Origin of the sequence: Prochlorococcus sp. MIT 1314, from assembly GCF_034093315.1 — a bacterium.
Lineage (GTDB): Bacteria > Cyanobacteriota > Cyanobacteriia > PCC-6307 > Cyanobiaceae > Prochlorococcus_A > Prochlorococcus_A marinus_Y.
The window spans coordinates 432,649-445,739 of the sequence record NZ_CP139300.1; the positions used below are offsets into that span (position 1 = coordinate 432,649).

The 13,091-nt window shown below is 30.0% G+C and carries 16 protein-coding genes; 3 read left to right on the forward strand and 13 right to left on the reverse strand.

What is annotated here, in order from left to right; all coding sequences use genetic code 11:
- Positions 1–166: 166 nt before the first annotated feature.
- Positions 167–1,036, reverse strand: coding sequence for a carbohydrate kinase family protein (locus SOI86_RS02615; RefSeq protein ID WP_320682053.1), 870 nt, complete (start codon positions 1,034–1,036; stop codon positions 167–169).
- A 41-nt stretch (positions 1,037–1,077) separates the two neighbouring features.
- Between SOI86_RS02615 and SOI86_RS02620 the strand changes: the two genes are divergently transcribed.
- Positions 1,078–1,449, forward strand: coding sequence for a DUF2834 domain-containing protein (locus tag SOI86_RS02620; RefSeq protein ID WP_320682054.1), 372 nt, complete (start codon positions 1,078–1,080; stop codon positions 1,447–1,449).
- Here the strand turns inward: SOI86_RS02620 and SOI86_RS02625 are convergent.
- Positions 1,446–2,675, reverse strand: coding sequence for an MFS transporter (locus SOI86_RS02625; protein WP_320682055.1), 1,230 nt, complete (start codon positions 2,673–2,675; stop codon positions 1,446–1,448). The genes SOI86_RS02620 and SOI86_RS02625 overlap by 4 nt on opposite strands.
- Before the next feature lie 2 nt (positions 2,676–2,677).
- Here SOI86_RS02625 and SOI86_RS02630 point away from each other — a divergent pair, with 2 nt between their 5' ends.
- Positions 2,678–4,228: an alpha/beta hydrolase gene (locus SOI86_RS02630; RefSeq protein WP_320682056.1), complete on the forward strand. Its 1,551-nt coding sequence runs from the start codon at positions 2,678–2,680 to the stop codon at positions 4,226–4,228.
- Here the strand turns inward: SOI86_RS02630 and SOI86_RS02635 are convergent.
- The 10 genes from SOI86_RS02635 to SOI86_RS02680 form a co-directional block, all read right to left on the reverse strand.
- Complete coding sequence (locus tag SOI86_RS02635; RefSeq protein WP_320682057.1) at positions 4,225–5,247, reverse strand: ABC transporter permease; 1,023 nt, start codon at positions 5,245–5,247, stop codon at positions 4,225–4,227. The genes SOI86_RS02630 and SOI86_RS02635 overlap by 4 nt on opposite strands.
- A complete protein-coding gene (locus tag SOI86_RS02640) occupies positions 5,240–6,811 on the reverse strand; it encodes an ABC transporter substrate-binding protein (protein WP_320682058.1) in 1,572 nt (523 codons plus the stop codon). The genes SOI86_RS02635 and SOI86_RS02640 overlap by 8 nt, the downstream gene beginning before the upstream one ends.
- Positions 6,812–6,828: 17 nt before the next feature.
- The gene (locus tag SOI86_RS02645; RefSeq protein ID WP_320682059.1) at positions 6,829–7,080 is read right to left on the reverse strand and encodes a hypothetical protein; all 252 of its coding nucleotides are present in this window, start codon (positions 7,078–7,080) and stop codon (positions 6,829–6,831) included.
- A 70-nt stretch (positions 7,081–7,150) separates the two neighbouring features.
- Complete coding sequence (locus SOI86_RS02650) at positions 7,151–8,452, reverse strand: homoserine dehydrogenase (protein WP_320682060.1); 1,302 nt, start codon at positions 8,450–8,452, stop codon at positions 7,151–7,153.
- 39 nt (positions 8,453–8,491) lie between these two features.
- A complete protein-coding gene (locus SOI86_RS02655) occupies positions 8,492–8,917 on the reverse strand; it encodes a SufE family protein (protein WP_320682061.1) in 426 nt (141 codons plus the stop codon).
- A 39-nt stretch (positions 8,918–8,956) separates the two neighbouring features.
- Positions 8,957–9,514 (reverse strand): 5-formyltetrahydrofolate cyclo-ligase, encoded by a 558-nt coding sequence (locus SOI86_RS02660; protein ID WP_320682062.1) that lies wholly within the window; start codon positions 9,512–9,514, stop codon positions 8,957–8,959.
- A gap of 9 nt (positions 9,515–9,523) precedes the next feature.
- Positions 9,524–9,997: a crossover junction endodeoxyribonuclease RuvC gene (gene ruvC / locus SOI86_RS02665; protein WP_320682063.1), complete on the reverse strand. Its 474-nt coding sequence runs from the start codon at positions 9,995–9,997 to the stop codon at positions 9,524–9,526.
- 5 nt (positions 9,998–10,002) lie between these two features.
- Complete coding sequence (gene bchI, locus SOI86_RS02670; RefSeq protein ID WP_320682064.1) at positions 10,003–11,091, reverse strand: magnesium chelatase ATPase subunit I; 1,089 nt, start codon at positions 11,089–11,091, stop codon at positions 10,003–10,005.
- 121 nt (positions 11,092–11,212) lie between these two features.
- Positions 11,213–11,962: a TrmJ/YjtD family RNA methyltransferase gene (locus tag SOI86_RS02675; RefSeq protein WP_320682065.1), complete on the reverse strand. Its 750-nt coding sequence runs from the start codon at positions 11,960–11,962 to the stop codon at positions 11,213–11,215.
- On the reverse strand, positions 11,959–12,333 hold the full coding sequence (locus tag SOI86_RS02680; protein WP_320682066.1) for a cytochrome c: 375 nt from the start codon (positions 12,331–12,333) through the stop codon (positions 11,959–11,961). Before SOI86_RS02680 ends, SOI86_RS02675 begins: the two co-directional genes overlap by 4 nt.
- A gap of 54 nt (positions 12,334–12,387) precedes the next feature.
- Between SOI86_RS02680 and petG the strand changes: the two genes are divergently transcribed.
- On the forward strand, positions 12,388–12,507 hold the full coding sequence (gene petG / locus SOI86_RS02685; protein ID WP_320682067.1) for a cytochrome b6-f complex subunit V: 120 nt from the start codon (positions 12,388–12,390) through the stop codon (positions 12,505–12,507).
- Here the strand turns inward: petG and rsmD are convergent.
- Positions 12,484–13,083 carry a 16S rRNA (guanine(966)-N(2))-methyltransferase RsmD gene (gene rsmD, locus SOI86_RS02690; protein ID WP_320682068.1) on the reverse strand — a complete coding sequence of 200 codons (600 nt, stop codon included), beginning with the start codon at positions 13,081–13,083 and terminating at the stop codon, positions 12,484–12,486. The genes petG and rsmD overlap by 24 nt on opposite strands.
- Positions 13,084–13,091: the final 8 nt, after the last annotated feature.

Consider the following 13,091-nt stretch of genomic DNA (forward strand, 5'->3'; position numbering starts at 1 on the left):
GTACTTAATATTTCTTTTTTTAAGATTCCATAAGTAAAAATTCTAGATAAAGTTTTCAACGATTTAAAAACCAAAAAAACAACAACTAGAAAGAAAAAAATAAGGTTTTCTACAAGAATATTTTTATTTTTATTATCTAAATTGCTCATAAAAGTCTTAAATTTAATTATTTTTCATCATTATTTGAATATGGGCCGAAAAATTCACTAGCATTTCTACCTATTACTTTAGCAAGATTTAGGCTTTGATCTATATCCCATTTAGATGCCATTCCATAAAGAATACCAGCGGCAAAAGAATCGCCACATCCATAAGAATCAACCTTTAATTTTTTGTTTTCAAGAGCATCATATCTTCCTCCTGGAAATATTATACCTCCCTTCTCTCCCTCAGTTTTAATAGTATATTTGGGCTTTAACGATAATTCAGAGAAAGAAAAAACTTCGCCAGGATCGAGATTACTACCTATTAATCCATCCAAAAGGACATTTGAATTATTAATTGTATTCAATCCCACTCTTGGAGTTGTACAAAGTATTGAAGCTGATCTAGCCATTTTAAAAATTTCTGAATCAGATGCAGTTATAAAAATTCCGTCCATTTTTTTTAAAATGCTCCAGTCTAAGTTGTCTTTATAATTTGGAGCTAATCTTTCTCCAATAACTGTTATTGCTCTCTCCCCTTGAGAGTCAATCATACTAAAACCTCTTCTAGTAGGTTTGTCACGCCATCCCACATGCAATTTTATTCCCATATTTGAGAGAATTTTGAAACATCTATCTCCATAATCATCATTACCTAAAGCAGTAAAAAAATGAATTTGATTTAAAGTTAAGTCAGAGAGTGTTTTCGAGATAATAGATCCTCCACCAGCTGGATATTCAAGAGACTTTTCAGAATGAGAAATAACTCCTGGTTTTGGTAATTGATCGACCTTTAAAAAATTTATCCACTCAACGTGACCAACTACAGCAAAATTTAAATTTCCTTTTTTAAATAAATAGTCTTCAAAATCATTTTTTTTTTCAACAGCCATAAGCTTTTAAATACTATTATTAAAAGAAATATTTTTGACAAGTGAATTCATTTAACATTTTAAAAGATAATAAACAGATCCTAGCTTATCTTTACCTTTTTCTATCTATTTTAGGTGCTATCCTTCCAATGATGGCAAATTTTGAATTTGCTAGGGAGTATGGAAATAGTTTTGATATCAATAATTTCATTTCCTTAGCGAATGCCAACCCTGCAGCTCAATCAATCTCTAGAGACTTATTAATAGGAGCAAGCGCCACTTTTATATGGATATTAAATGAATCAAAAAAATTGAATATGAAGAACATGTGGATTGTTTATGTTGGAACATTTCTTATTGCATTTGCATTCTCCGCTCCTTTTTTCTTATTTCTAAGAGAGAGAAGAATTATTGAATTAGAAAAGATTAATTAAAATATTTTCTTAAATATAATTGCAAATACAATAAAGCAAAAACATGAGATAGAGAGCCAGATTATTGAAGCATAACCAAATAGATCTAATATTCTTCCCGAAATAAATGGTCCAAAAAAATAACCCATAGCAAAACATTGTGATAGTAGAGCAAGCGCAAACCCTTTTTTGTTTGAAGGAGCTATTCTGAAAACAACATCTGTTGATGTTGGAAGAAATGAAGCAGTCCCAAAACTAACTAATATCAAGGAAAAAGAAATCAAATAAAAAGCTGGAATATTAAAATAACTAGAAATAAATAATAAAAATGAAGCAAAAGAGAAGTTTATCAAACTAAATTTCAATCCAAATAATCTTCCTTTCTTGGATATCCAATAGCCGACTGGCCATTGTAAAAACAATAATAAAATTAACTGAGTAGAAATTATAAGACTAGTAATTTCTGTACTTAATGCATTCCTATATACACCACCTATAACAAGATCCAAAGGTAAAGTTACTTGAATCAAAGCTAAAGAAGTAGTTATCAATAAAATAGATAAAATTATTATTATGGAATTTTTATTCCATTTTAATTGACTCTGATTAATTGGATTTATTAAATTTTTTTGGAAATCTGCTAAGTTTCTTTTAATTGAAGAACTATTTTTCGATATTAAATATGAAATAACTAACATGCAAAATATATCATTAATAAAAACTGATTTGGAGTATATAAAATTCGTCATAAACCCTCCTAGGAATACCCCTAGAAATATTCCTAAAGCCTCCGAACTTCTTACAAGAGCATAAGCTTTTCGTGTGTCGATCTTTTTGCAAAAAAAAGGCACTCCAAACTCGGCTGCAGGCCAATATATACCTGCAGCCGCACCAACAAATGATTGTCCGATTATGTAAAAAAAAGTATCTCTTGAAAAGATGAGGAATAAGCTAGCAGTAATACTTAGTATTGATGAAGCAATTAATGGAAATTGTATTTCCCCTGTTTTATTTAAATAATTACCTGTAAAGAGTCTCGTTAAGGTACCTAATATTGCTGAAATGGTAAACCCCAAGCCAATATCTGTTGCCGATAAGCCGATGTTATTAAAAATGAGTGATGTTAAATAAATAACACCTCCTGCACCAAATGCAGCGTAAAATCTTATCTTGGTTATTAACCTCAAATGGTAAGGAAATTGAATCCACCAATTTTTGCTAATTTGAAAACTGTTGGGACTAATCACTAGTGAAATCCATTTTTATAATTTTTTTTAGTTTTTGTAGTTTATTTTTTAATAATGGTTTAAAGGCCGCTGAAAAGATAAATATTAAGTTTGAAGAGATGGAAATCCCACTCACTATAAAACAATTATCAAAATTAGAAAAATATAAGGATGATTCTACAGAATTAATTGATTGGTTAAAAAATAATGGATTAACAAAAGTTTTTGAATTATCAAAATTTTTGGAATTTCCTGTTTTCAAGGAAAAAGGATTAAATAGAGAATTATTAAGAAGTTGGATAGGGCGTAAAATTTTAACAGAATTAAGCAAAACGATTACAGTTCCAAATGACAATAATGGAGTAGAAATTTATAACACTATAGAAAATTTATTAGATGAAAAAGAAGAAATTTCAACTTTAGAAATTATAAAGGCATTACCATCAGAAGAAATTACTTTAGATATTGATAATTTAATTTTAATAATTTCATCTTGGAAAAATGAAATAGCCATGCAACAAGATCTTATAAACAAATTAAATAATCTTGAAATAACAAACCAAGAGGTATTTAAAAATACTGGAAAAAAATTAAATCCAAATCTTATAAAGATAAGTAAAAAAGTTTATGCTCCTCACCGAGTAAAAGCTTTTGAAATTGAATTATGGAAAAGTAATAAAACAAACGATGACACAGAACTAATCATTTTTATGCCAGGACTAGGAGGCGAAATTAATAATTTTAAGTGGATAGGAAACGAATTAGCTAAAAGGGGTTGGCCAGTAGTCTTTATAGACCATAGAGGAAGTAATTTAAAAGCATTTACAGAAGTACTTGAGGGTGGCAAGTCAATTCCAGGAAGTGCAGACTTTTTCTTATATAGAATTAAAGACTTAGAAGCTGTAATAAAAGCACATGGGAATGGAGAATTTGGCTTGCCTAATGATTCTTATATCTTAATGGGGCATTCACTTGGTGCTTTAATAGCACTTTTATATGAAAGCAATAAACTAACTGATCAACTTCAGGAAAACTGTGATTCAGCATTAAAAGACTTTGCGGTAACAAATTTATCTAAATTACTTCAATGTCAATTAGTCGAAATACCATTCCCCGGCAAAAATAAGACTAATAAGGCAAGTGCGATAATAGGTTTTAATTCGTTTGGTAGTTTATTATGGCCAAAAGAAAAAAGTTCAGGCATTGAAATACCAACTCTTTTAATAGGTGGAACATATGATCTTATTACACCCTTAATGAATGAACAATTTAGAGTCTTTTCTGCTTTAAATAATCCATCAAATAGATTTCTAATTATTGAAGGTGCAAGTCATTTCTCTCCAATAAGAATTAATAATAGTTATGAAGAAAATAATAACGTCTTCAAAATAAGTGAATCTTTCATTGGTTCAGATCCAATTTTAGTACAGGCTTTATCTGCCAAATTTATAGTTAAATTTTTAGAAAATATTAAGGACAAAGAGCTACCAATTGTAATTAAAAACCAAAGAAATTTGGGACTTGATTTCCATCTTTTAGATCTTGAAACTATAAAAGAAGTTCTGAAAAATTAGTACTCTATTCTTGGATCTAAATACGCAATTAGAATATCAACAAAGAGATTTAAAGAAACAATGAGCATAGAGGTAAAAATTACAATACCTTGAACAAGGGTATAGTCTCTCTGAGAAATTGCTTCATGTAATCTTAAAGCAATACCTGGCCATGAAAAAGTTACTTCAAACAATAGAGCACCTCCTGCTAATGACGCCATAGTCAAACCAGAAATAGTGACAATTGGCAATAGAGCATTAGGCAATGCATGGTTTAAAAAGATTTTTTTCCTCGATATCCCTCTACATATAGCAGCATTTACATAATCACTTTTTAATGTCTTATCCAAATTTGCTCTTAATGAGCGGCTGAAAATACCACTTAAAAGAAAGCCAAGTGTAATGGAAGGAAGTGCGAGATGATAAAGGCAATCTCTCAAAGCAATAATATTATTTGAAAGAATACTATCTAAAACAAGAAAACCTGTAATTTGAGGTTGTTGCTGAAATATTGGAAATCTACCACCAATTGGGGAAATATTAAAAAATACAGAAAACAATAATTGCGCTAACATTGCTCCCCAAAAAGGAGGTATGGCATATGTGGCAATTCCTAAAATTCTCACAATATAATCAGTCTTTTTACCTTTATTTCTCAAGCCAATTAATCCCATTATGAAGCCTATTAGTGTGGCACTTAATATTGAAAAGAAACCAAGCTCAAGACTTGCGGGCAACGACTTAAGAATAATATTTAGAACTGGCTCCTGCGTACTAAGAGATTGGCCAAAATCTAAGTGCAATATATTTTTAATATAGGAAAAATATTGATTTATTAAAGGTTCATTTAGCCCCAGTTTATTTCTTAGAAATTCCCTTGAAACCTCATCAGCACCAGATCCAAGAATTGCATCGACAGGATCACCAGGAGCAGCTCTCAATAAAATAAAAACTAATGAAGAAATTATCCATAACATTATTGGTATTAATGAAATTTTTAATAAGGAATAATTTAGTAATTTATTTAAATTTCTACTCATCAATTAACTTAAGATCGCTCAATGAAATTATTCCTGCACCATTAAAAATAGGTTCTGATATTTTATTTTGAGACCATGCACTTTGAGAGGATATCCAAATAGGAATATAAGGTATTGAATTTGCGGCTATTTTTTCAATTTCAATAAGTTTTTCTAATCTTTTATTTCCACTTATTTGTTCACTCTCAAGAAATAAACTTTCCACTTTGTTAGATCCCCAAAAACTACCGCTGTAAACTGACTCTCCTTTTTTGCATCTTCCATCAACTATTTCATTACAACTTAAAAGTGGGGTAAGATAGGCTTCTGGATCTGAATAAGCTCCAGTCCAATCGAGAATAACCGCTGTATAAATTCCTAAACTTAGATTCTTATAAACTGTTGTAGATTCAACCCCATTGAGTTCAATATCAATACAATCATTCAAGGATTTTTTTATTTCTCCCTGCCATGTCAAGGCAATAAGTTTATCAGCCGGTACATTTGACCTATAAGTAAGAGGAATTTTCAGTATGTTTCCATTACAATAATTTTCTTTTTGAAATAACCTTCTCGCTTCTAAATAATCATATTTAGGCCAAAGTCCTTTATTATCTTTTTTAAAAATCGGAGGAATAATTGATCTAGATGGCTTCCTTAACCCATAACTTACTTTTTCACTAATTAATTTTCTATTAAGACTTTTTGCCAAAGCAAGTCTTAAATTTAAATTACTTAAGGGATAAGAACTGGTTTTAAGGCTTATAAAACTTAATTCAGTGAAAGGACTATTACCTTCTTTAAACTTTTTATTTTTACTTAAATTACTTAGACTGTTTCTCTGACTATCATCAACTGAATTTGATAAGAGTACGTCAATTTGTTTATTTTTTAAAGCCCCAAAAAGAGAAGATGAGTTTGAATATCCTACAAAATTAATACCCTTATTTAAGGGCTTTTCACCCCAATAATTTAAATTTGGATCAATTGATTGAACTTCATTAGAAAAACTGGTCAGCACATACTTGCCAGTACCTACGAATTTTTCATTTAGAAACTTATCAGAATATTCTTTGTAAAATGTAGGAGATATTGGAGTTAAATTTACTGATGTAAGTAAACCATTTAAAGAACTTGATGGTTTATTTAAATTTATTATGACTGAATATTCACTTGGCGTTTCTATTGACTTAATCTTATTTCCTAAAATATAATTCATTGTTCCAATTCTTTTGAATCTATCAAAAGTAAACTTTATTGCATTTGAGTTAAATGAAGTTCCATCGTGAAAAAAAACATTTTTTCTTAAATTGATAATTATTTGAAGTCTATCCTTTGAAATAATTGGCATCTCCGAAGCCAATTCAGGTATTAATTCTCCATCAGAATTTAATTCATATAATTTATCTCCCAGAGAACTAATTAATTGAATTGATTTAAGAGTATTAGCTCTAGCTGGATCTAAAGATTCAATCTTGCCAGAGCTTGCTACTATGATTTTTTCAGATATTCTTTTTGAACCACAAGAATTCTGTAAAAAAGAAATTAAAATAAAAAATACTGATAATATAACTTTTCTTTTCATATTTCTTTAATAATAAATTATTTTGATGATTGATTTGAGCAAAAAATTTGTAAGGTTATTTGACTTATTTCTAAGGCAAATGTTTTTTTTGAATCACAAGCAAAAGGCCACTCTCTCACCCAACAAATTTTCTTTCCTATATTTAAACCAATTAATTGAAAAGTCTTATTGCTATTTTTAATTTTTACACAAGCGCCTTTATAAAGGTCTTCAGAACAAATTAAATTATTTTTTTCATTTTTATTGTCTAATTGTTTTGAATCAATCATTAAGGTGCTAAAAACAAACACTTACTTTCTTCGGTTTAACAAGCTATAGAGAAATTTGCAAACTATTTTTTTAAATACAACTTAATTGACTTGCAATAATTTTGACTTCATTAAGAGAATTTATTTCATCTTTCGATTTCTCAAAATTTCCATTATTCACCTCATGAGTTATAACAACAATTTCAGCTTTATCCTCACTTGCATCTAGTTGAACAATTGATTCGATTGATACATTATTATTACCAAAAATATCTCCAATCTTTCCTATTACGCCTGGACTATCGAGACAAATGATTCTAAGGTAATTTTTTTTATTTATTTCAGAAGATCCTATGATATGGCAGTTTCTCCAGAAATCAAAAGATAATAATGGATCTATTGAATTATTATTTTTTACTGAAGCAGCATGTAGATTTAATATATCTGATACCACTGATGCAGCGGTTGGACCACTTCCAGCACCTGGACCATACAACATTATCTCTCCAAGAGGATCAGCCTCTATCAATAAGGCATTGTTAACTCCCAAAACTGTTGCTAAGGGATGAGATTTTGGAATTAACGAAGGTCCCACCCAAATATTCAAAGCAAGTGAATTGTTACTATTAATTTGTCGCCTTTCGGAGAGTGCCAAAAGTTTTATTTCAAATCCTAATTTATTGGCATATTCGATATCTTTGAGGTTAATTTTACTAATACCCTCTGCGTGTATCTCATCTCTTTTAATTTTCCCTCCAAATGCGAGTTCACTAAGAATTGAAATCTTATCAGCGGTATCATGTCCCTCAACATCTGCCGTTGGATCGAATTCTGCATAACCAAGGCTTTGAGCCAATTTTAATGTCTCTTCATAATCAGCTTTTTCGTTCGTCATCTTTGAAAGAATAAAATTTGTTGTACCATTTATTATTCCTACCATTCTTCTTATGGTGTTGCTTTTTAAGGATCTTTTTAAGGGTTCAATTATAGGAATCCCTCCGCAAACTGCCGCCTCTGACAAGATATAAACTCCTTCTTTACTAGCAGTTTCATATATTTCTTCTCCATATCTTGCAATAACTGCTTTATTAGCTGTAACGACAGATTTACCTGATTTTAATGATTTCAGAATGATATCTCTAGCTAAATCAATCCCACCCATTACTTCTACAATTACATCTATAGAAGCATCATTAATTAATTCAAATGGATCATCAGTTAATAAATTATTTTCTAGCTCTATGCTTCTTTTTTTATTAAGGTCTTTAACTGCTATTTTTGCAATTTCTATCTCTTTTAAAATTGGATGAGAATCAACCTCAGAACTTAATATTTTAAAAATCCCTGAACCAACAGTTCCAAAACCAACAATACCAATTTTGCATTTTCTCATTTTTTATTTCTTTATTACTTAGAATTTAATTTTATATTATTAGACCTCCAAAAATTCATTTGCTTGAGATTGCATTTTTAAAAGTATGTTTAAAAAACCATTTGAACGTGAAGGAGTTAAACTTGCTTTCAAACCAGTATCTTCTATAAATTTCTTATTTATTTTAACAACTTCATTTGGTGTTAATTCATTTAATCCACTTATTAGAAATGCCAATAAACCCTTTGTTATTAGAGCATCAGAATATCCTTCCCAAAATAATTTACCGCCTTTAATTTTTGCCTTGACAAAAACTTCTGAAACGCATCCCTTAACTTTATTTTCTTCAATAAGAATTTCACTATCTGGTTCTTTTAATTTCTTGCCTAACCACAAAATATACTCATACTTTCTTTTTGGATCTTCTGATTTCTTTAACTTCTCCACTAATTTAGATAAGTTATTGTATTTTTCTTGATTTTCCATATTTTAAAAACTATTAATAAATCACGTTTAGGTTACCTATTATACAAATATTTCTTTCTCTGTTATAAAACCTGATAAGGGGATATCCCACTCAGCTCTCGGTAATGGATTCGGACTTACACAATTAGAGGTTAAAACTCCAATGCATGGAATACTACTCCAATTTTTATCTCTTCTTAATTTATCAAAATAACCTCCTCCATAACCAAGTCTTATTAAATTTTTATCCACAGAAAGGCATGGGACAAATATCATACTTATCTGATTATGACTTAATGAAAAAGAATTATTTGGACTTAGTATCCCCTCAGAGTCTTTTGTAAGTGGTTTTTCATCCCACGGATAAAATAACAACTCTTTTTTATCATTACATCTTGGCAAAGCCAAAGAATTCTGTTCCTTAAGACTTCTTATATCTACTTCATTTTTTAAAGGCCAATATATTGCTATATAAACAATATTTTTATATTCCTTAAGAAATGAATCTACATATAATTTTACATTCTTTTCTACATTTTCCATTTGATTAAGGGAGATCTCATCTCTAAGTTTTCTAAACGTATCTCTCTCAAATTTCTTTTTTTCAAATATATTCATACTTAATGTTCAATTGAAACCTTCTTCATTTAGTTTTGTAAGTGCTATAGCCAATGCATCTGCTGAATCATCAGGTTTTGGAGGTTTATTAAGTTCTAGGCTATACATAACAGCATCAAGAACTTCTTTCTTAGATGCTTTTCCAGATCCTGCTATGGTTAACTTTATCTGCGCAGGTGAATATTCACTTACATGAATTTTTTTAGATGCCAACACCATCATAATCACGCCTCTAGCCTGCACCACACTAATAGTAGTACTTGATCTATAAAAGAAGAATTTCTCAACCGCTGCTAGATTTGGATTCCAATGATTTATTAACTCATTAAGATCTTTAAATATCTCATAAAGTCTATCTTCTTCTTTTTTATCTTTACCTGTCTCAATAACGCCACAATCTAACAACCTTTTTTTTTCTTTTTCTATTTCAATAATCCCATATCCAACTCGAGCTAATCCAGGGTCAATCCCAATTATTCTCACTGTAATTAAGCTTCTGCAGATAATTGAAATTTTGAAAGATTATCTTTTTCATCTAAATCAAATACTTTACAAAAAGCTTGAATCACTCTTTCACCTGAATCAACTTGTTCTAGAGGATCTTTCCTTAGTCTATGTCTTAAAGAACAAGAAATAACCCTTGCTATGTCATCTTCTTGTACTTCAGTTCTGCCCTCGAAGGCTGCAATTGCCCTTGCCGATCTGTTTGTAACAATATCTCCACGTAAACCATCAACATCAAGCTCTCCACAAATTGCAGAAATATTCAACCTGAGGTCATCGTCCATTTGAACAGAATTTAATATTTCTTGAGCTTTAATAACCTTTTGTTGAAGTTCATCCTGCTGTTTCTCTACACTCAATGAAAACTCATCAGGATTATCATCAAAAGAAGTTCTTTGATCTACTACTTGAACTCTTAATTCAGCATCTCTAACTGTCTTGACCTCAACACTCATTCCAAACCTGTCAAGTAGCTGAGGCCTTAATTCACCTTCTTCTGGATTGCCAGAACCAATAAGTACAAACCTCGCAGGATGTCGAACAGAGACTCCCTCCCTTTCAACAGTATTCCATCCTGAAGCTGCCGAATCTAAAAGTACATCAACTAAATGATCATCAAGCAAATTCACTTCATCAACATAAAGCAAGCCCCTATTAGCTTTAGCCAATAACCCAGGTTCAAATGCCTTAACACCTTCACTCAAAGCCTTCTCTATATCAATGGTTCCACAAAGCCTATCTTCAGTAGCCCCTAAAGGTAAATCAACCATAGGTACTTGTTTTTGAATACTCTCTAGATTTTCTCCTTGAACAATTTTTTCCAAAACTTCTTTACTCTGCAAATCAGGATCGATTAAAGAACTATTATATGGATCGTCCTTAACTACGTCTATTTCCGGCAATAAATCTGCTAAAGCTCTAATTGTAGTAGATTTTCCGGTGCCTCTATCACCCATTATCATCACTCCTCCTATTCTTGGATCAATAACATTTAACAAGAGTGCTAATTTCATTTCTTCCTGACCAATTACAGCTGTAAAAGGAAAAACTCTTCTTTTCTTTGTTGGAGTCACAGTTTTAGTTTTCTTTAATATTCAAATAATCAATAGATGCTACTTCAGAAAATGTTTTTAGTAAATATCCCCATTAAATTAAAACTACAGAGAAATAAAATCTAATTTATTTTTTACGTTCCTAATTTCTTTTTGAATTGTTCAAAAACCAGTTAATTTGATGGACAATTCCTCTTAAAACATTTATTTCGTGCATTGATGTATTTGCCCTTAAAATATAATTCTTGAACTTACTTATTTTTGCCCTAGAGGTATGCTTTAAAAGATATCCAACCCCTAGAAGCATTTCCTCTATCTCCACAAATGAATCATGTATTTGTTTTGATGATGCAAGATTAAAAACTTCCAATTTTTTATTGGAATTTGTTTTAGAAGATTTATTTAATTCATATAAAACTATCGAAACTGCGTGAGACAGATTTAAAGAAGGGTTATTCTTAGAAGTAGGAATATTAAAAGTCTTATTTGCCAGAAGTAATTCATTATTAGTTAAACCTCTATCTTCTCTGCCAAATATAATCGCTAAATTATTTATCTTTTTAAGAGAAAAAATCCAATTAAAGATATTTTCAGAAGATTCAAAAAATGAATCTTTTCTTACATCAATCCTTCCACAAGATGCTAAAACTAAATCACAATCAAAAATTGCATTTTTAAGATTGTCAAAAACTTTGCAATGATCAATATATTTTTGACCTTTAAGGGCCATTTTTTTTGCTTCTAAAGATAATATATCGCATTTTGGAGAAACAATTCTTAATTCATCGACTTCAAAATTAGAGCATAATCTTGCAACACTACCAACATTTAAAGGGCCTTTTGGTTCAACTAATATGACCTTTAAATTAGAAAAATTTTTATCCAAAATCATTCAAGGCTATGTAGATATTTTAATAAATTAGACATATTTACAGGATCAATTTCAAAGCTTGGCATAGGAGGTGTAAGGCCACCAGTAACTTGTTTTATTATCTCTTTATCGTTCAAACGTTTAGTTATTGAGTGTAAGTCTGGACCCACTAATCCTCTTGCTGTAATTCCATGACATCCGACACAATTTATCTTAAAAAGAGCATATCCTTCCTTAGCAGATCCATTAAACTCAATAGTTTCAATAATAAATTTATTATTTTTATTATGGTTTAAAAAAAACGTTAAAAAACATATAAATGAAATCACAAAAACAATAAAAATTTTTTTCAATAATTCTCTTTCCGCTGCAGATGATGAAGATGTTGACACAAAAAATAGTCTCTATGTAACAATTGTGTATAAGAAATATAAAAAAAGCAAAAAATGATTGAGCCTCTTCTATGTGGAATTGTTTTAGGTTTGGTTCCAATAACTCTTCTGGGATTATTCGTTAGTGCATGGAACCAATACAGAAGAGGTTCAGGGATTTTGGACACTGATTAAGAATGTTAATCTTGACTGACCATATTCTCTTATATCTATAGTCTCCCATAAAATACTTTTTTTAATATATAGGTTGGGAGAATGTTCACAAATAACTATTGAATCTTTTTTTAAAAAATTACAATTAAATATTTGATTTAAAACTAATTCATGAAAATTCGCATCATATGGAGGGTCTAGATAAACAAAATCAAATTTTAATTTTTTTAAATCGATTTTTTTAGAAGATAAATTTCTCTGGTAATTTGGTTTTGTCCATTGCAAAACATCTTTACAAATAACATCAATATCATTTTTTCTATTGTCCATATCCTGCAACGAAAGAAGATTCTTTAAGCAAATTTTTGAGTTGTTTTTGTTTTTTTCAATTGCAATTATTTTTCTTGCTCCATGATTATATGCTTCACAAGATATGGCCCCTGTTCCACTAAATAAATCTAACCATGTACTATTCTCAACCATATTGTTCAATATATTAAAAATAGCCTCTCTAACTCTCAAAGTTGTAGGTCTTGTATAGATATCATTTGGACTTTGGAGTCTTTTACCACCTATTAATCTTAAGTTTGTCTTCATCCGTAATT